Annotated in this window: 18 protein-coding genes; 7 read left to right on the plus strand and 11 right to left on the minus strand. The window is 64.0% G+C overall.

Annotation, left to right across the window (positions count from 1 at the left end):
* Positions 1-51: 51 nt before the first annotated feature.
* Together GGD61_RS37260 and GGD61_RS37265 are read left to right on the plus strand one after the other, a co-directional pair.
* A complete protein-coding gene (locus GGD61_RS37260; RefSeq protein ID WP_183232227.1) occupies positions 52-1,206 on the plus strand; it encodes an MFS transporter in 1,155 nt (384 codons plus the stop codon).
* A gap of 31 nt (positions 1,207-1,237) precedes the next feature.
* On the plus strand, positions 1,238-1,429 hold the full coding sequence (locus GGD61_RS37265; protein WP_092257523.1) for a hypothetical protein: 192 nt from the start codon (positions 1,238-1,240) through the stop codon (positions 1,427-1,429).
* Between the two features lie 6 nt (positions 1,430-1,435).
* Here the strand turns inward: GGD61_RS37265 and GGD61_RS37270 are convergent, their stop codons facing one another.
* Positions 1,436-2,266 carry an N-acyl homoserine lactonase family protein gene (locus GGD61_RS37270; RefSeq protein ID WP_183232228.1) on the minus strand — a complete coding sequence of 277 codons (831 nt, stop codon included), beginning with the start codon at positions 2,264-2,266 and terminating at the stop codon, positions 1,436-1,438.
* An 81-nt stretch (positions 2,267-2,347) separates the two neighbouring features.
* The gene (dmeF, locus tag GGD61_RS37275) at positions 2,348-3,322 is read right to left on the minus strand and encodes a CDF family Co(II)/Ni(II) efflux transporter DmeF (protein ID WP_183232229.1); all 975 of its coding nucleotides are present in this window, start codon (positions 3,320-3,322) and stop codon (positions 2,348-2,350) included.
* A gap of 196 nt (positions 3,323-3,518) precedes the next feature.
* On the opposite strand from dmeF, the gene GGD61_RS37280 reads away from it, so the two are divergent.
* The 4 genes from GGD61_RS37280 (at position 3,519) to GGD61_RS37295 (ending at position 7,282) form a co-directional block, all read left to right on the plus strand.
* On the plus strand, positions 3,519-4,337 hold the full coding sequence (locus GGD61_RS37280; RefSeq protein WP_183232230.1) for a chromate resistance protein ChrB domain-containing protein: 819 nt from the start codon (positions 3,519-3,521) through the stop codon (positions 4,335-4,337).
* Positions 4,337-5,722 (plus strand): chromate efflux transporter, encoded by a 1,386-nt coding sequence (chrA, locus tag GGD61_RS37285; RefSeq protein ID WP_183232231.1) that lies wholly within the window; start codon positions 4,337-4,339, stop codon positions 5,720-5,722. The genes GGD61_RS37280 and chrA overlap by 1 nt, the downstream gene beginning before the upstream one ends.
* Before the next feature lie 490 nt (positions 5,723-6,212).
* Complete coding sequence (locus tag GGD61_RS37290) at positions 6,213-6,590, plus strand: PRC-barrel domain-containing protein (RefSeq protein ID WP_018320022.1); 378 nt, start codon at positions 6,213-6,215, stop codon at positions 6,588-6,590.
* Between the two features lie 368 nt (positions 6,591-6,958).
* Positions 6,959-7,282 (plus strand): hypothetical protein, encoded by a 324-nt coding sequence (locus tag GGD61_RS37295; RefSeq protein ID WP_143109059.1) that lies wholly within the window; start codon positions 6,959-6,961, stop codon positions 7,280-7,282.
* A 107-nt stretch (positions 7,283-7,389) separates the two neighbouring features.
* Here the strand turns inward: GGD61_RS37295 and GGD61_RS37300 are convergent, their stop codons facing one another.
* A complete protein-coding gene (locus GGD61_RS37300) occupies positions 7,390-8,367 on the minus strand; it encodes an ABC transporter substrate-binding protein (protein ID WP_092257537.1) in 978 nt (325 codons plus the stop codon).
* A gap of 301 nt (positions 8,368-8,668) precedes the next feature.
* On the opposite strand from GGD61_RS37300, the gene GGD61_RS37305 reads away from it, so the two are divergent.
* Positions 8,669-9,085, plus strand: a complete 417-nt coding sequence (locus GGD61_RS37305; protein WP_092257540.1) for a RidA family protein — start codon at positions 8,669-8,671, stop codon at positions 9,083-9,085.
* A gap of 1,780 nt (positions 9,086-10,865) precedes the next feature.
* Here GGD61_RS37305 and GGD61_RS37310 read toward each other — a convergent pair.
* The 8 genes from GGD61_RS37310 to lepB all read right to left on the minus strand — a co-directional run bounded on the left by GGD61_RS37310 (position 10,866) and on the right by lepB (position 18,995).
* Positions 10,866-12,410 carry a GMC family oxidoreductase gene (locus GGD61_RS37310; RefSeq protein ID WP_210311330.1) on the minus strand — a complete coding sequence of 515 codons (1,545 nt, stop codon included), beginning with the start codon at positions 12,408-12,410 and terminating at the stop codon, positions 10,866-10,868.
* Between the two features lie 86 nt (positions 12,411-12,496).
* Entirely contained in the window at positions 12,497-14,755 is a 2,259-nt protein-coding gene (gene parC, locus GGD61_RS37315) for a DNA topoisomerase IV subunit A (RefSeq protein WP_018320017.1), read from the minus strand.
* A gap of 60 nt (positions 14,756-14,815) precedes the next feature.
* Complete coding sequence (locus GGD61_RS37320) at positions 14,816-15,103, minus strand: hypothetical protein (RefSeq protein WP_092257547.1); 288 nt, start codon at positions 15,101-15,103, stop codon at positions 14,816-14,818.
* Between the two features lie 102 nt (positions 15,104-15,205).
* A complete protein-coding gene (gene recO / locus GGD61_RS37325) occupies positions 15,206-15,958 on the minus strand; it encodes a DNA repair protein RecO (RefSeq protein ID WP_092257550.1) in 753 nt (250 codons plus the stop codon).
* A 136-nt stretch (positions 15,959-16,094) separates the two neighbouring features.
* Positions 16,095-16,475 (minus strand): hypothetical protein, encoded by a 381-nt coding sequence (locus GGD61_RS37330; protein ID WP_092257553.1) that lies wholly within the window; start codon positions 16,473-16,475, stop codon positions 16,095-16,097.
* A gap of 21 nt (positions 16,476-16,496) precedes the next feature.
* Entirely contained in the window at positions 16,497-17,423 is a 927-nt protein-coding gene (gene era / locus GGD61_RS37335; RefSeq protein WP_092257556.1) for a GTPase Era, read from the minus strand.
* Positions 17,413-18,234: a ribonuclease III gene (gene rnc, locus GGD61_RS37340; protein WP_092257559.1), complete on the minus strand. Its 822-nt coding sequence runs from the start codon at positions 18,232-18,234 to the stop codon at positions 17,413-17,415. The genes era and rnc overlap by 11 nt, the downstream gene beginning before the upstream one ends.
* The gene (gene lepB / locus GGD61_RS37345; RefSeq protein ID WP_018320011.1) at positions 18,231-18,995 is read right to left on the minus strand and encodes a signal peptidase I; all 765 of its coding nucleotides are present in this window, start codon (positions 18,993-18,995) and stop codon (positions 18,231-18,233) included. The genes rnc and lepB overlap by 4 nt, the downstream gene beginning before the upstream one ends.
* Positions 18,996-19,069: the final 74 nt, after the last annotated feature.

Below are 19,069 nucleotides of genomic sequence, written 5' to 3' on the forward strand. Positions count from 1 at the left end.
GTCCCGGCTGCAAATGGAACCGATGTCACTGCCGACCAGAAATACAAGAATATGAGCCAGCGCCAGCTTCCGATCATCCTGGCGCTCGGCACCACGCAGACCCTGGCTTGGGCGTCCAGCTATTATCTGCCGGCGCTGATCGCCGATCCCATGGCGCGTGACCTCGGCGTCTCTTCCAACTGGATCTTTGGCGCGTTCTCGGCCTCGCTGGTGATCTCGGCGATGCTCGGCCCGCGCATCGGCCGGCAGATCGATCTCGTCGGCGGCCGGCAGGTGCTGTCGGCTTCGAACCTGACCATTGCCGCCGGCCTCGCGCTGCTTGGCTTCGCACATTCCGTCCCGGTGATGGTGTTCGCCTGGCTCGTGCTCGGCATCGGCATGGCGATGGGGCTCTACGACGCCGCCTTCGCCGCGCTGGGGCGCATCTACGGCACCGAGGCGCGCAGGCCCATCACTGGCATCACGCTGATGGCGGGCTTCGCCTCCACCGTCGGCTGGCCGCTCACGGCCTGGGGCCTGTCCCATCTCGGCTGGCGCGAGACCTGCTTTGCCTGGGCCGCTGCCAACATCCTGATCGGCCTGCCGCTCAACTTCTTCATGCTGCCGACGATCAAGGGCGCCAGGCAGGCGGCGGCGGCCGAGAAGCCGCATCTGCCGCTCGACCGCACCATGGTCCTGCTCGCCTTCATCTTCGCGGCGGTCTGGACCGTCACCGGCGCCATGGCCGCGCATTTCCCGCGCATCCTCGAGACGACAGGCGCAACGCCGGTCGAGGCGATCGCGGCCGGCGCGCTGATCGGCCCGGCGCAGGTCGGCGCGCGCATCCTGGAAGCCAGCTTCCTCAGCCGCTTCCATCCGCTGTGGTCGACCCGGCTTGCCTGCCTCACCCACCCGATCGGCGCAGTGATCGTGGCGATCTTCGGCGGCGCCGCGGCGAGCGCGTTCGCGCTGTTCCACGGCTCGGGCAACGGCATTCTGACGATCGCGCGCGGCACGCTGCCGCTGTCGATCTTCGGCCCGAAGGATTTCGGCTACCGTCTCGGCATCATCGGCGCGCCGGCACGGATGGCGCAGGCGGTGGCGCCGCTGACCTTCGGCCTGCTGATCGACCTCATGGGCGCCAAGGTGCTGATCGTCTCGTCCGCGCTCAGCCTCTCGGCGCTGGCGGCGTTGTTCCTGATCCGCACCAAGCCGCGGCCGGATTGACCATGCCCGAGGTTTCGCGCACAAGCAGGCCATGACCGAGGACGCTGGCCCGCCCCGCACATTCAAAAGCCTCCTGCGCTGGGCCACCACCCCGCCGCAGGCCTGGGGCGTCTACCTCCTCGCCGTTCTCTTGATCTGGCTGGTCTCATTCTACGCCGGCACCCTCAAGCCGAAGAAGACGCCGGACGCGAGCCCGCCCACAGTGACGGCACCAAAAGGCTGATCCGCCTTAGTCGTAAAACTCCGGCGCCAGCTTCTGGCTGTCGCGCTGGGCCTTGTCGTGGTTGATCCAGAGCTGCGCCTTCTCCTTGGCCAGGGTGTCAGCGATCTTCTGCATCGAGGCCGCGGTCTGGTCCTTGTCGACGTTCATGCTGGGCACGCGGCGGTTGTCCCAATTATCCCTAAAATGGACGGCGTCGCCCGACAGCACCACCGCGCCGGTCTTCGGCAGTTTCACCAGCAGCGACTGATGCCCGGGCGTGTGGCCGGGCGTCGACAGGATGGTCACGCTGCCATCGCCGAACACGTCCTTGTCGCCGTTGAGCAGCTCGACCGGGTGCGATGGCTTGAAGCGCGGCTGGTTGTTGGCGCCGGGCCAGTCATATTCGGCCTTCTGCACGTAGAGCGTGGCCTGCGGGAACAGCTCGACATTGCCGGTGTGGTCGGGGTGCGTGTGCGAGACGGCCATCGCCTTGACGTCATCGGGCTTCAGCCCAAGCTGTTCGAGCTGGGCGGCAAGCGTCTTCGGCCGGCGCCAGGTGACAGCCTTGGGATCGGCGGGCACGAGACCATTCGGCATGCTCGCGACGGAATCGGCGATGCCGGTGTCCCACAGGAACCAGCCCTTGCTGTGCTTGACGAGGTAGCAGGTGTCGACGAAGTCCATCGTCTTGCCTTCGTTCAGGCCGGGCGTCCAGCGCGAGATATCACCTGCGGTGCCCTCGCCGCAGTTGAGCACATAGAGCTTCTCGACGCCGGCCTTTTCCGATTGCGCCAGCGCCGCGGGGCCGGACAAAGCGAGCGCAGCGAGGGCGACAGCGAACGTGATCCTGGGCATCATTGTTCCTCCGGTACAGCCATGCGGGCTGCGACCGAGGATCAACCCCGGCCGCATCGCAGAATTCCGCTCGCGCGGTTCACGTCAATGCAGGCAGGTCTCGACCTCCACCGTGACATGGCTAAGGCCCTTCAGCCCGGCGAGCCGCCGCTTGTAGACGGCCGGCTGCTTCGGTTTGTCGGACACCACCGAGAGCAGCACGGCGCAATGGCCGGGACCGACCTGCCACAGATGCAGATCAGTGACGCGGTCGTCGCCGACCTCCATGCGCGCCCGGATCACCCGCTCCAGCTTCTCATCGGCGCGGACGTCGAGCAGCACCGCGCCCGACGTCTTGATCAAGCCGAACGCCCAGCTCGCGATCACCACGCTGCCGATCAGGCCGACCGCCGGATCGGCCCAGACCCAGCCCGAATACATGGCGACGGCAAGAGCTGCGATCGCCAGCACCGAGGTCGCGGCATCGGCCATGACATGGACATAGGCCGCGCGAAGGTTGTTGTCGTGATGGTGGTGATGGCCGTGATGATCATGGTCGTGATCCCCGTGGGCATCATGCGCATGGCTGTGGCCGTGATCATGGCCGTGATGGTGATGATCGTGGCTGCCCTGCAGCAGCCACGCGCTGGCGAGGTTGACGCAAAGTCCGAGGACGGCCACCGCGATCGCCTCGCCATACACGATCGGCACCGGATTGATCAGCCGCAGCACGCTCTCATAGGCGATCTCGACCGCGATCAATCCCAAAATGATCGCGCTGGCGAAGGCGGCGAGATCGCCGAACTTGCCGGTGCCGAAGGTGAAATGCGCATTGCCCAGATGCCGCCGCGCGAAACGATAGGCGAAGGCGGCGATGCCGAGCGCGGCCGCATGCGTGCCCATGTGCCAGCCGTCAGCGAGCAGCGCCATCGAACCGAACAGCGAGCCGGCGACAATCTCACCGACCATCATGACCAGCGTCAGGACGACCACGAACCAGGTGCGCCGCTCGTTCTCGTCGTGCTTCTGGCCGAGAAAGGCGTGGTCATGGGTCCATTGTTCGATGGAATGGGAATGCATCGAATTCTCCAGGGGATTCAGGTCTTCTGGGTTCAGTATAGACCGGCGGGCAGCACTTTTCGAAGGTCCAATCGTCCTGCGGATTGACAGTGCTTCTTAGTTTCGATGTAATCTGCGCCATGGGGATTTGAGCGATCTCCCCACGAGGCGACACGCCCAAGCATCGCGTCCCGTTCGGTTCTTGCGAGGACGCATCATGTCTACATTCACGACCATATCGTCTGACAAATTGGCACGGTTGATCGGCACGGCGAACACGCCTGTCCTGATCGACGTGCGGACTGAAGAGGATTTTGCCGCCGACCGGCGGCTGATCCCCGGCTCTATCAAGCTCAGCCACGAGAATGTGACCGACTGGGGCGGCGACTTCGCCGGCCGCCGGGCTGTCGTCTCGTGCTTCCGCGGCGAGAAGCTCGCGCAGGGCACGGCGGCCTGGCTCCGCCAGCTCGGCGTGGAGGCCGAGACTCTCGAGGGCGGCTTCGAGGGCTGGAAGGCGGCCAAGCTGCCGCTGGTCGACGCCCGCAAGCTGCCGCCGCGCGATGCCAAGGGCCGCACCGTCTGGGTCACGCGGGCGCGGCCGAAGGTCGACCGCATCGCCTGCCCCTGGCTGATCCGCCGCTTCGTCGATCCCAATGCGGTGTTCCTGTATGTGGCCCCGTCCGAGGTGGTCGGGGTCGGCGAGCGGTTCAACGCCGCACCATTCGACATCGAGAACGTGTTCTGGAGCCACCGCGGCGAGCTCTGCACCTTCGACGTGATGGTCGAGGAGTTCGGCATTGCGACGCCGCCTTTGCTTCGGCTGGCCACGCTGGTGCGCGGCGCCGACACCGCGCGGCCCGACCTCGCCCCGGAGGCGCCCGGCCTGCTCGCGGCCTCGCTCGGGCTATCGCGGATGTATGACGACGACCTCGCGCAGCTCGAGGCCGGCATGACGCTCTACGATGCCTTCTACCGCTGGTGCCGCGACGCCACCACCGAGACCCACAACTGGCCGACCAACAAGGTGAAGGCGTAATGGACACGCGGAATGTTCAAGCAGGAGCTGATGCCGGTCACGGCATCAGCTTCAACGAAGCGTTCCGCGTCTGGCTTCGCGTCGCCTGCCTGAGCTTCGGCGGGCCCGCGGGCCAGATCGCGGTGATGCACCGCATCCTGGTCGAGGAGAAGAAATGGATCTCCGAAGGCCGTTTCCTGCATGCGCTGAATTACTGCATGCTGTTGCCGGGACCTGAGGCGCAGCAGCTCGCCACCTATGTCGGCTGGCTGATGCATCGCACTGCCGGCGGGCTGATGGCGGGGGGGCTGTTCATCCTGCCCGGCATCATCGCCATCATGGGCCTCAGCTACATCTACGCGGCTTTCGGCAACGTCAGCTTCGTCGAGGCGCTGTTCTTCGGGCTCAAGGCCGCCGTGCTCGCCATCGTCATCGAGGCCGTGGTACGCGTCGGCAAGCGCGCGCTGAAGAACCGCATCATGATCGCGCTCGCGGCAGTCGCCTTCGTCGCGATCTTCTTCTTCGCAGTGCCCTTCCCGATCATCATCATCGCCGCCGGCCTTATCGGTTATGCCGGCGCGCGAAGCGGCCGCGCCGAATTCGCGCCGGCCGGTCACGGCCATGGCGCTAGCGGCGCCGCGATCGACAGCATGCTCGGCGAAGCCGTGCCCGACCACGTCAAACCCAACATCGCGCGCGCGATCCGCGTCGGCGCACTGTGGCTGGCGCTCTGGCTGGTGCCTGTCATCGCACTGCTCCTGGTGCTCGGGCAAGGCAACGTCTTCAGCCAGATCGCGCTGTTCTTCTCGAAGATGTCGCTGGTCACTTTCGGCGGCGCCTACGCCGTGCTGGCCTATGTCGCCCAGCAGGCGGTCGAGCATTATCACTGGCTGAAGCCGCACGAGATGCTCGACGGCCTCGGCATGGCCGAGACCACGCCGGGCCCGCTGATCATGGTGCTGCAGTTCGTCGGCTTCATGGCGGCCTATCGCGACCCGAGCGGGCTGTCGCCGATGCTGGCGGCGACGCTCGGCGGACTGCTCGCGACCTGGGTCACCTTCACGCCGTGCTTCCTCTGGATCTTCGTCGGCGCCCCCTATATCGAGCGCCTGCGCGGCAACACCGGCCTCGCCGGCGCGCTCAGTGCGATCACCGCCGCTGTCGTCGGCGTGATCCTCAACCTCTCGATTTGGTTCGCGCTCCACACGCTGTTCCGCGAGACCGTGCCGGTGCATGCGTTTCCGCTGAACTTCGATATGCCGGTGCTGAGAAGCGTCGATGTGCCGGCGTTGCTGCTGGCGATCGCAGCAGCAACGGCGATCTTCCGGCTCAAGCTGGGCATGCTGACGGTGCTGGCGGGCAGCTGCGCGGCGGGCGTGGCGCTAAGGCTGGCGGGGGTGATTTGAGGCACGTACTCGTCGGTTCGTTGGTCCGGTTTGCTGTTGGAAGGCGACATCGAAGCCGACGCGGCTGCATGGCGGCTTTGGGCCAACAAGAGACTCGTGCATCGCACTCGGCCGTGGTCGCCTGAACTATCGGTAGAGCCACGCCGAGGTTGCGCGCCGTACTGGGCGCCTCATCGGCTACCAACAGCTTATGCATCGGGTTGTCGGGATTGACCAGGATCGCGATTTGCGAGGCCCCGGGCACCAATTCCCGGAGGATTTCTATTCGCTTTGCTACGAAATATTGCGCCGCAAAGCGGCGCGAAGCGACCCGGCCGGTCGTCGCCAGATCTGCGCCTCATCGTCGTCCCTCTGTTTGAGCTCTTAAAGTCCATGTCAGCGGCGCTAGGCTGGTGATCGGCGCTGCGACCGTTACGCCTAACGCAGGAACACCCTCGGAGCGGCAGAGTTAAGCCGACAAACCACCTACCCCCATGAAGGAGAAAAAGTCATGGCCCGCGCAACAGCCCATCCGGATCATCACTGCATCTCAAGCGAAGACATTCAAGGAACCGAGGTGTATGGAGCAGATGGAAAGAATATCGGTGAGATTGATCACCTAATCATCGACAAGGTGTCAGGTCGCGTGGCTTATGCCGTTATGAGCTTCGGCGGATTTGTCGGCTTGGGTCACAGCCATTACCCCATTCCCTGGGGCGCTCTGACGTATGACACGTCACTTGAAGGCTTCCGAACCAATATCACGGAGCAACAGCTGAGGGACGCGCCTGAGTTTAGCGATGACTCCTGGGAAGATCGAAATTGGGAGACCCGAACCCACCGGTATTACGGGACGCCCACCTACTGGGAAGGGCGAGGTGGCCTATAACGCCGACTAGATCAGCGATTTCCGATCGTGAGTGCCGTCTGAACTGATCGGCCGGCCCCCACGCGGTCGGATCAGATCTGGCAGGTTTTGATTTCGTCCCAAGGTTAGGAACCCCAATCCGGTCGCCAATGGCGGCGAGGTCTCAAGCTTGGATGACGTTCGCTGCCGCATTGTCGAGCGAAACTCTGGCCTGTTCCTGATCCATTGGCGCAGCCTTGCCAGCCGCACTGTGGGCCCCCCGATGTCCCGTTCGGGTCACGAGTGCCATTTGGAATGGTAGGCTGGTTGCTTTCGGTCTCCCCAATGAGCCTCCTAGCTTTCGCCCTACCGGCTCGGCGCGAGAGCGTACGTACGCCTAAGGAAGAGGGATGACTGTTTCAGAGGAAGTCCGAGTTTGGCGGTTACGAGCGCGAGTCTTTGCGGTTGCTGGAGCCCTATGTCTCGCCTTGATTTTCTTGCTGAAGATTCTCGATCCAACCGAGTTCGCGAAAGGCTTGATTGGTCCGCTTGTTCTGGTGCTCGTCTTTCTTTGGCTGTACGGGCTGTTTTGCACCTATCGGTATTGGAAAGATTTTAGAGAAGATGAAGTACGGCGCGGCGGATCAGCGGAAACCGCGCGTGAAAAATGGCATAACTGCACCCGCCCCCAGGCTAGATGCCGGTGGGCCGCAACGAGCCAAAAGCAGCAATAAACGCCATCCTGGATTGCCGTCGGGATTGCCTCTGAAAGCCGAACTGACACGGGTTCGAGCCATCAGCTGCTAAGGGTCATATCCGGACTCATGCAGCGCAGCAAATTCTATTCAATCACTTCATCCGCGCGAAGGAGCAACGAGGTCGGCACGGTGACGCCGAGCGCTTTGGCAGTCTTCATGTTGATCACTAGCTGGAATTTGGTCGGCTGCTCGACCGGCAGATCGGAAGGCTTCGTGCCTTTGAGGATCTTATTGACGTAACCGCCTGCACGGCGGAACAGATCGGCTATATCGGGGCCATAAACGACCAATCCGCCATTCGCGAATTCTCGTGAGAGATGAATAGCGGGCAAACGATGTTTCGCCGCGAGCGCAACAATTCGGGGGCCCTGGACTACAGTCAGAGGGTCGCCAAGAACGATCATTGCATCGGGGCGCTGGGCGGCGGCTGAGGCAAAGGCGGTATCGAGCTGCTCAGCCGAGGTCGCCTCCACTATCGGCAGAGCCACGCCCAGGTTCCGGGCTGTGGGAGGAACCTCCTCGACTAATATCAGCCTGTGCATTGGATTGCCCGGATTGACTAAGAGCGCGATTTTCGAAGCGCCGGGCACTAGTTCGCGGAGGATTTCGATTTGCTTTCCGATTGTTACCCCTGCGGAGGTCGCGAGACCCGTTATATTGCCGCCTGGACGCGATAGGCTTTGCACGAGGCCAAGCCCCACGGGATCGAACACTGCCACGAATACGATTGGGATGGTGGCAGTTGCGGATTTCAGGGCTGTGGTTGCCCGCGGCGCCGCAGCGACGAGCACATCGGGACTGAGAGCAATCAGGTCGGCAACTGAAGCTGGCAGTCGGTCTGGGGGTTGGGAAAAACGATACTCGACAATCAGGTTTCTTCCATCGATCCAGCCGTGCTTTTGCAGCCCATCAAATAACGCAAGCTCGGCTTGATTGAGGGCCCGCCCGCTCCCATCACCTATAGCAAGGAAGCCAAGTCGATGGTGTCTACCCTGCGCCCACGAACGTCTCGGCGAAACGAGCAGCGCCGCAGTACCCGCTATGAACTCCCGCCGCTTCATTCGATCCTCATCGCAGCTTGAGGACGAGGTGACGCAGCGTATCACGCATCGATGGTCGTCGCACCTGCTGAGGCGGCAATTGCTGCGTCGCAATTGCGGGGCATCGTGCAAGACGGCTACGGGTCAAAGGCCGAAAGTCTCGCTGAGAGCAAATCTGGTCTGAACTACCACGGATGGCAGACGTCGATTCGGCCGTGAGGATTTCTCAGTCGAGCCAGGAGCCGAAGTGTCGCTTGTCGCGTTCGTATGTTCTATTCGTCGCAGTTGCGCCGTTGACCGCGGCAAAAAACAAGGAGCCCCAATGACCCGATCCGTCCATGTTGCTGCAGGGCTCTTTGATAGCCGGCCGTATGGTTTTGCTCAGGTTACAGTCATTCGGACGCCGTTCGGTGACGTGGTAAATGTGTCCGGCCAGGTCGCTTGGGATGCCGATCGAAACATCGTCGGTGCCGGTGACATCGGGCGTCAACTTGAAAAGAGCCTAGAAAACCTGGCTGTCGCATTGGCATCGGTTGGCGCGACGCTCGATGACGTCGGCTCACTCCGACTCTACATCAGGCTAAGTCACATGCATGAAAGTGGAGCGATCACCACCGCTCTCAGGGCGGCGTTCGGCGAGAACCCGCCCTGCGCAACCTGGATCGGGGTGCCGAGCCTCGCCAACGACGCTTTCCTGATCGAGGTCGAACCCTCTAACGTTTTTCTTGCGCGCAAGTAGATGGCTGACGGCAGCAATGGGTCATAAGCCGTCGATGATGACCAAGCTGGGCGACTTCCGTCTTGCTCTTGGAAGCTGTCATTCACGAGCACCCGTCCTCAAGGAAAAGCTCGTCGCAGCGCGCCCGTCGGGCAAAACAGCCCGGTCAGTTTGACCAAGCCGCCTGTCAAGCCCTACCTCGCAAAATATTCCACTTTACCGAAATTCGGATTTGTCGTACACACTGCTCACCCGGCCCGAGACAAGGGGCGGATCGCGATCGTCACGAACCGCGGGCTGGGTAGCGATGGACGCGACGGCGTCGGGCGCGAGCGGGCATTGCAGGGCGGGACACCGTGAGCAATGGCTTCGCGCAAACGACACGACGCCGACAGCGTCTTCGTATGGCTTCGGGGGCGAGCACACGCCACCCTTCGAAGTCCCAGCGAGGACGTGCGCGGACGGAGAAGTCGTGTGGTCCCGGCGCCCGGGGTTCTGGCGTCAAGCCTTGGCGGTGATGTGTGGCCGACCGGCACGCGCATCGACTATCCGCAAGGCGACGGGGGCAATAGTGCAACGCTCCCCGAGGAGAGCACGAAGGACACCGTTAAAACCATTCGCGCAGGGAAGGCCGGGCGACCGGCAACACCTGTGGTCCCCCCGTGTGCATTTCGCTCGCGCACGGATCTCGGGTGCCAGCCGGCGCCCGGCCTTCCCTGCGCCCTTGTCTTTGTCGAGGGCGGCACCTGGAGCAAGACTCGGGCGAGACGCGCCGCGAGAAGGCGATGGTGCGCCTGCTTGATGCCTCCGTCAGAGTTTTAGAGCCTTCTCAAACCTATCCCGCACCAAGAGCGAAGGCTGTAAGCTACCTCACAGCCAGCCAAGATCTTCGACATGGCCGAGGGCACCCGCCGCATGCCTGCGTGCTGCCAGGGGTTCGACACGGGCCGCTTCCTTCTTGCCACCCGCTCAATCGGGGTGGCAATTCATCGTGGAGGAGCGGCAGGCGGCGCGAAAATCTCGTCCGCGTTCCATTGCAAAGGTGCAGATCGAAGCCGACAACCTGTCTGCGCGCGAGCGAGTTTCGGCTTGCTCGGCCCGGCACCGGCAAGCATCCTTTCCGTCGCAAGATGAAATGGACCCGGAATAGAAGCGGCAATCCCAGCAACAACGGACTTGCCCAACGATGTCGCTGCAATCGTGATGGTCACCACAGATACGGCGACGACAAGCACATCGGTCACAATGCGCTTCGAAAGGTGCCTTGTCATGAGTGGGACCCTCACAACCAAAATAAAGCACTGCGCAACTGGAATCTTGCATCGTAGGCAAATGGGTATCGAAGCGTGCTCACCGCACGTGAAGTGCTTGAGGCGGTTATACGCCGGTGATGAACAATGGTGTAGCAGCGATCCAGACCTAGTCTGGTGCGAAACGCGCAACAGGTTCTGCGGCTCCCTGGCGCTCGCGAAACTCGACTCTCGTAACCAGAGATCGTGTCGTCGATAATCTCAAGATCGTGGATTGTGTTAGCGACCTCGAGAGATAGGGAAGTGCGGTCGGTCTGTGAACTGATGAGCAAGGTCCCGCCACTTGCTCGGTCGTTGCGAGCGTAGCGAAGCAAGCGGTGCGTTCCCATCCATCACCGTCACCCTGAGGTGGCCGCTTCTTCAGCGGCCCTGGAAGGGCGACGGCCCGGCTGGCGCTGCCAAGATATCGAAGCATCTCGGCCGTTCATCCTTCGAGGCTCGCGGCGCGATGCTTTTGCATCGCGCCACTCGCACCTCATGGCGCGGCCAAACTACCGCATCATCATCCGCACGATCGCTTCGCCGATCACCACCGTGGTGAAATGCGTGTTGGCGCGGCAGTCGGACGGCATGATCGAGGCGTCGGCGACGCGCAAGCCCGCAATGCCTTTCACGCTGCCGTCAGGATTGACCACGCCGTCGGGCTCGCCGGCGCCGGTCATGCGACAACTGCCGGCGGCGTGCTGGATGTCGCCGGTCTCACGGCGCAGCACCGCATCGAGTTCATGATCCGGCAGCGCTGCCGCCTGCGGCAGCGTCAGATCGGTGTCGGCGAGCCGAATCCGGTCCGCGATGCCCGCCAGCGCCGGCTGCGACGTGATCACGGCGAGCCGCCTCACCGCATCCATCATGCGCAGCATGTCGCGGGGATCGGCGAGCATGTTCTCCTCGACGACGGGATCGATCGCCGGATCGGTCGAGGCCAGCTTCAGCGTGCCGCGCGAATAGGCGTTGAACAGGCCCGCGCCGATCGCCCCGGGATTACCGATGCCGCGATGATTGAAGGCGATCAGGATCATGTCGCGCTTGCCGCCCTCGGCGAGGCCCGAGGAATAGGTCACGCAGCAATTGGTGTGACGGGTGTCGGGGTCGGTGGGACGCAGCTCCTCACGAAGCTGAATCGTCGTGCGAAACAGCGGGTGATCGAAGTAGTGGCGGCCGACCGGGAGGTCGCGGGCGACGCCAATTCCCATCGCCTTCAATTCCTCGGCAGGGCCAATGCCCGAGCGCAGCAGGATCGCCGGGCTGTGGATCGCACCGGCGCACAGCACGATCTGCCGCGCACTGATCTCGTGAGTGCCCTGCCCTTCGATATGGACACGGACGCCGGTGGCGCGGCCATCGCTGATCAGGATGCGATCGACCAGCGCATAACCGCGGATTTCCAGATTGGCGCGGCCTCGCGCCGGCTCGAGATAACCCTCATTGGTGCTGATGCGGCAACCATCGCGGCTGTTGATGGGATAGCAGGCGACACCCTCGCCGTCGGGGCCGTTGAGGTCGGCGCACCAGGGATAACCGCTGGCGAGCGCGGCATCGCGCAAGCCGCGATCGATCGCGCCCCAGGTCTCGGGCGGCGCGCGATAGACCGGCAGCGGTCCGCCGCGGCCATGGCCTTCGGCGGCGCCGAATTCAAAATCGTCCTCGATCACCGAGAAGAGCGGCATCACCTCGCTGGCCGACCAGCCGGTGCAGCCATGGGCGGCCCATTCGTCGAACGCATCGGCAACGCCGCGGATCGCGATCTGGCCGTTCATCATCGAGGAGCCGCCAAGCCCCTTGCCGCGCCAGTAGAAGCGCGGCTCCTGCCCGGCGACGCGACGCGACAAGAGATCTGGCCACTGCCATTTCTCCTGGTACTCGCGCTTGTGGATGATCGGGATCGGGTTCGGCGTCCGCACCTCCCAAGGCGCCTCATCGGCGCGCCAGTCGCGCCCCGCCTCCAGCAGCAAGACGCGCCGGGCGGGATCCTCGGACAGCCGCGCCGCAACAGCCGCGCCAGCGGAGCCGCCGCCGACAACTATGACATCGTACATCGCGTTATTTCTCGACATTCCAGAACACCGGCCTGGCGAACGGTATCAGACCGCGCGGAGTGTGCAGCGCGTCCGGGACACGAGCCCTACCCGATCACCTTGCCGAACTTGTTCGACTTCGGGAAACCCTTCGGCGGCAGGCGGCCGGCGTCGGCGCGGGTGCCTTGCCACTCGCTGAGCTCCTTCATGGTCGCCGAGAATTCGCGGCCCGCGGAGTCCTTCCAGGTCAGACCCGCCTTGGCCTCGAACACGGCAACGTCGGAGAGACCGCCGTCCTTGTACTTCTGCAGGCGGACGCCGCGGCCGCGCGCCATCTCCGGCACCTGGTCGAGCGGGAAGATCAGCATCTTGCGGTTCTCGCCGATGACCGCAACGGTGTCGCCGATCACCTCGGTGACCGTGCGCGCCTCGTTCGGCATGTCGACGTTGAGGACCTGCTTGCCCTTCTTGGTGGTGCCGACGCAATCGTCCTCGTTGACGACAAAGCCCTGGCCCTCGTGGCTCGCGACCAGGAATTTGCGCCCACCCTTGTTGACGAACAGCGCGACCGGCGCGGCCTCCTGCTCGAGGTCGATGAACAGGCGGATCGGCTCGCCGTGGCCGCGGCCGCCCGGAAGCTTGGCGACGTCGAGCGAGTAGAATTTGCCGTTGGTGGCGAACAGCAGCAGCTTCGAGGTCGTCTCGGCGAAGAAGGCGAAGCCGAGCTTGTCGTCCTGCTTGAAGGCAAGGCCCGAGAGATCCTCGACATGGCCCTTCATGGTGCGGATCCAGCCCTTGTCGGAGACGACGACCGTCACCGGCTCGCGTTCGACGAAGGCCTCCTCGATCGCGGCGAGATCGTGCTCGGGCGCATCGGCAAAGGTGGTGCGGCGCTTGCCGAGCGGCGTCTTCGGTCCGAACATGTCGCGGACCTTGCCGACCTGCTCGCCGACCTTCTTCCACTGCTCGGCTTCCGAAGCGAGCACCGCGTTGATGCCCTTGAGCTCGGCACGGAGGTTCTTGTCCTCGGTGCGGATCTCCATCTCCTCGAGCTTGCGCAAGGAGCGCAGCCGCATGTTGAGGATGGCTTCGGCCTGCACCTCGGTGAGCTTGAACTCCTTCATCAACGCCGGCTTCGGCTCATCCTCCGTGCGGATGATCTTGATGACCTTGTCGATGTTCAGATAGGCGATCAGGAAGCCGCCGAGGACTTCCAGCCGGTGCTCGATCTGCGCCTTGCGGTAGTTGCTGCGGCGGATCAGGACGTCGCGCAGATGGTCGAGCCATTCGCGCAGGCACTCCGCAAGACCCACCACCTTGGGCACGCGGCCCTTGATCAGCACGTTGAGGTTCAGCGGAATCTTGTTTTCGAGCTCGGTGAGACGGAACAGCGATTCCATCATCAGCGCGGGATCGACGTTCTTCGATTTCGGCTCGATGACGATGCGGACGTCTTCGGCCGACTCGTCCCTGATGTCGCCGACCAGCGGCAGCTTTTTCTGGTCGAGCAGCTCGGCGACCTTCTCGATCAGCCGCGACTTCTGCACCAGGAAGGGAATCTCGGTGACGACGACGACCCAGGCGCCTCGCGCGCCCTCCTCCTGCTCCCACCGCGCGCGAACGCGGAACGAGCCGCGGCCGGTGGTGTAGGCTTCGGCGATGGCCTGCTTGGAATCGACGCAGATGCCGCCGGTCGGGAAATCCGGGCCCTTGACCCACCGCATCAGCGCCTTGGACTTGGCGTCGGGCTTCTCGATCAGATGCAGCGCGGCTTCGCAAAGCTCGGCGGCGTTGTGCGGCGGGATCGAGGTCGCCATGCCGACCGCGATGCCCTGCGCACCGTTGGCGAGCAGGTTCGGGAAGCCGCCGGGCAGCACGACCGGCTCCTTCGACTGGCCGTCGTAATTGGCGCGGAACTCGACGCCGTCCTCGTCGATGCCGTCGAGCAGAAGCCGCGCGACGTCGGTCATGCGCGCTTCGGTGTAGCGGTAGGCGGCGGGATTATCGCCGTCGATATTGCCGAAATTGCCCTGGCCGTCGACCAGCGGGTAGCGCGAGGAGAAGTCCTGCGCGAGGCGCACCATGGCGTCGTAGATCGCCTGGTCGCCGTGCGGATGGAACGAGCCCATCACGTCGCCGACGATTTTGGCTGATTTCTTGAAGGCCGTGCCGGGGTCGAGCCTGAGCAGGCGCATGCCGTAGAGGATGCGCCGGTGAACCGGCTTCAGGCCGTCGCGCGCGTCGGGCAGCGCGCGGTGCATGATGGTGGAGAGCGCATAGGCGAGATAACGCTCCTCGAGCGCTTCACGCAGCGGCACCTCGTGAATTTCGGCCGGTTCTTCCGGCGGAACGATTCGTTTTCCCATGCCGCCCGGTTAAACCGTGGAAGCGAATCGGGCAAGGATGGATTGGTTCCCTGTGGGCGCCTAATGCCCCGCCCAGCCGGCTGTCACGGTCTGGGTCTGGGTCCCACCAGGCGTTTGGGCAGGCGCCGGCGCATTGGTCAGGCACCGCCGGGCGGCCTCGATTTCGGCCTCCGTCGCTCCCTTCGACCTCGCCCATGTCTCTGCGGCCGCAGCAGAATATTTCGCCACATAATACCGGACGACCGTGCAGGACGCCCGGCGAAACACGCCGGGTTGCGGCTCGCCGGCCATTGCATCAGGCGCAAACGTGAGCAGCGCCGCGGACAAGGCGAATCCTCTGATCAACATTTAGGCTGTCCCCGCTATGGAACCTGAGGAAGCGAACTCAACCAGCCCTACTTCGTTCCGCCGGAACCCCATATCCGGAGGCAAGGCAGAGTCCCGCTCCGCTCATGGCGCGGGAATCGCCGCCTTCGCCTGCTGACGGATCAAGGCGTTGATGAAGCCCGCGCGCGCGTCGGAATGGCCCTGCCCGCGCGGCTCCAGCACATGGCGCAGCAGGAACAGGCCGGTGAGCCGAAAACCGTCCTGGAGATCCTGCTCGGTGAGGTCGCTTGCGGTTTCGCCTTGGCGCAGAAACGGCGGCAGGCGCAACAGGCGGTCACGCCACGGCTCGCCAGCGCCGCGCGACACCGCGCCGCCGGATTTCGGCGAGACATAGATCAGGTCGGTGGTCTCGCCGGTCACGGCACAGTTTTCGAGGGCCAGCCCAAAGCCGAGCTCGGCGAGCATCGCCAGCTCGAAATGGATGAGGTGCACGGCTGCACCACCGATATCCTCGAAATCGTCGAGCGAATGCTCGAGCAGCGCGAAGATCTCCTCATGCGGATCGCGCTCCGGCAAGAGGCGCGCAATCGAGGCGAGATGGGTGACGCCGTAGACGCCATGGGACGAACCCAGCAGCGCCGCCGCGCGCAGCTTAAGCCCTTCGATGGCGTAGGTGCCGAGATGCTCGTCGAGCCGCGCTCGCCATACCGCGCTGACGCTGTTCCCCGGCTGCAGCAAGGGCCGCATCCGCGAGCCGGCGCCGCCGCGGACGAGGCCGAGATGGCGGCCGTGCGCGCGCGTCAACAGCTCGACGATGGCGCTGCTTTCGCCATGCCGCCGCACGCCCAGCACGATGCCTTCGTCGGTCCATTCCATGAAGGAAGTTTAGCGCATTTAAAGCTGCCGTAGGGTGGGCAAAGCGAAGCGTGCCCACCAATTTGATCGACGGCGCGAGATGGTGGGCACGGCGCGCAAGGGCGCGCCTTTGCCCACCCTACGGCACCGCGCAACCTCACGCGTTGAACCAGCCCTGCGCGTCGCCGCTGAAGGAGAAATACAGGCCTACCGTCGTCAGCGCGCAGGAAACGATCTCGATGGCGCTGTCGAGCTCCAGGCCCTTCTGGCCGATGATCTGGCCAAGCGAGATCACCGACAGCACGAGCGCCGCCGCCAGCACCCAGCGCGGCCAGTTCTTCCGCTCATGCGCGGCGAGCCTGACGAAGTAGACCAGCAGCAGGATCATGCCGCCGGCGAGCAAGGTCCCCGTCATGATCATCTGCTCGGTCACCTCGGCACTGGGCGTGCGATCCTGCACCGCAACGGACAAGGCATCCAGCATCAACGATGCATAGAGCAGCGCTTCGAAGCGCCGGACATTGCTGGGCACGCTCATCGGATACCGATCTGTTCTTGGTTATTCTCTCGGAAAGTCCAGGCCCATCTCGCGGTAGCGATCGGGATCGTCGCCCCAATTCTCGCGCACTTTGACGAACAGGAACAGATGCACCGGCACGTCCAGGATCTGCATCAGCTCCTTGCGCGAGTCCGCGCCGATCGACTTGATGGTGGCGCCGCCCTTGCCGAGCACGATCTTGCGCTGGCTCTCGCGCTCGACGAAGATCGTTTGCTCGATCCGCACCGACTTGTCCTTGCGCTCCTCCCACTTGTCGGTCTCGACCGTGGACTGGTAGGGCAATTCCTGGTGCAGCTTCTGATAGATTTTTTCGCGCGTAATCTCGGCCGCCAGCTGCCGCATCGGCGCGTCCGACATCTGGTCCTCGGGATAGAGGAACGGACCCGGCGGCACCATCTCGGACAGCGTCTTGCGGATATCGTCGACACCGTCGCCCGAGATCGCCGCGATCATGAAGGTCCTCGCGAACTTCATGCGCTCGTTGGCGGCCTGCGCCAGCGCCAGCAGTTTCTCGCGCTGGACCAGATCGACCTTATTGATCACCAGGATCTTCTCGTGATTGACGCTGGCCGCCTTGGTGAGGATCGCCTCGGCTTCCTCGTCGATCCCGGTCTTGGCGTCGAGCAGCACGCAGACGAGATCGGCATCATGCGCCCCGCTCCAGGCGGTCGAGACCATGGCGCGGTCGAGCCGGCGCTTGGGCAGGAAGATGCCGGGCGTGTCGACCAGGATGATCTGCGCGTTGTTCTCGATCACGATGCCGCGGATCAGCGCGCGCGTGGTCTGCACCTTGCGCGAAACGATCGTGACCTTGGCGCCAACCAGCGCGTTGACCAGCGTGGACTTGCCGACGTTCGGCGCGCCGATCAGCGCAACGAAGCCGCAGCGCGTGGCAGTGGGCGCCTCGCCGCTTGTTTCAGCCGTCATTGCCGCCGCCAACGCCTTCACGTTCGATCATCACTGAAGCTGCTACTTTCTCTGCCGCGCGCTTGCTGCCGCCGATGCCCTCGGCCGGCGCGAGCCCCGGCAGGTCCACCGCGACGCGGAATTGCGGATCGTGGTGCGGGCCGGTGCGCTCGACCTCGCGGTAAACCGGCGTCGGCAGCCCTTTGCCCTGCGCCCATTCCTGCAGCACGGTCTTGGGATCGCGCAAGGGACGGCGCGGCTTGTGCATGCGCTCGGTCCAGTTGCGCTTGACGAATTCGGCGGCCGCCGCATGGCCGCCGTCAAGGAAGATGGCGCCGATCACGGCCTCGCAGATGTCGCCGAGGATGGACTTGCGCAGGCGCGCGTCGGCGCTGGAGCCGACCGAGCCGAGCTTGATGTCGTCGAGCAGACCAAGCGACTTGGCGACGTCGGCGCAGCTTTCCTTGCGCACGAGCTCGGCAAGACGCTTGGACAGCTCGCCTTCGTCGGCGTTCGGGAAGGCATGATAGAGCATGTCGGAGACGACGAGCCCGAGGACGTGGTCGCCGAGGAATTCCAGGCGCTGATAGCTGTCGCCGCGCTTGCGCCCGGACTTCAGCGCCGAGACATGCGTGATCGCCTGCATCAGCATATTCGGGTCGACGAAGCTGTGGCCGATGCGCGCCTCGAGCGCCGCGTTGGCATCGGTGCCCTTGGCCTTGCTGCTCCTCGTCCGCTTCTTCTTTGCAGGCGTCTTCGCTGCAGCTTCGCTCTCAGGAGCGGCTTGCGCCTCGGTCGGTTGGATCGCGATGTCCTTGGCTTCGTCTTTCATCGGACGATTTTGAAGAACCGATTCCAGCGCACCGCCCACGGCCAGCGCCAGAACATCCAGGCATGCTCGCCTTCGGCGATGGAGAAGAAGATCATCTGGGCGCGGCCGATCAGATTCTCCTGCGGCACATAGCCGACCTGGCCGAGGAAGCGGCTGTCGGTGGAATTGTCGCGGTTGTCGCCCATCATGAAGAAATGGCCGGCCGGCACAGTGTAGACGTTGGTGTTGTCCACGTAGCCGTTGTCAGCGCAGTCGAGCGTCTCATAGGACACGCCGTTCGGCAGTGTTTCCTTCCAGCGCTTCACGCGGGAGATACCGCCACCTTCCGAGCCGCAGGGCTCCTCGCCGACATATTCGCTCATGCGCTGCCGCTCGACCGGCGTGTCGTTGATGTAGAGCAGCCCGTCCCGCATCTGGATGCGGTCGCCTGGAAGGCCGATCACCCGCTTGATGTAATCGGTGGAATCGTCCTTCGGCAGCCGAAACACGACGATGTCGCCGCGGTTCGGATCGGAGCCCCAGATCCGCCCGGAGAACAGCGGCGGCGAGAACGGAATCGAATAGTGGCTGTAGCCGTAGGAATATTTCGAGACGAACAGATAGTCGCCGACCAGCAGCGTCGCCTTCATCGAGCCGGACGGGATATTGAAGGGCTGGAACAGGAACGTGCGGATCACCAGCGCGATCAGGAGAGCGTGGATCACGACCCGGATCGTCTCACCGACGCCGCTCTCAGTTTTCGTTCCTGAAGTCACGCTCATTGCTCTCTCAATTCCGGCCGGCGATCACAGAGCGCCCTCCTCCCGCGAACGGCCCACCGGTTCGCGGCGCAAGG

Source organism: Bradyrhizobium sp. SBR1B (assembly GCF_014198205.1).
In the GTDB taxonomy this organism is placed as follows: domain Bacteria; phylum Pseudomonadota; class Alphaproteobacteria; order Rhizobiales; family Xanthobacteraceae; genus Bradyrhizobium.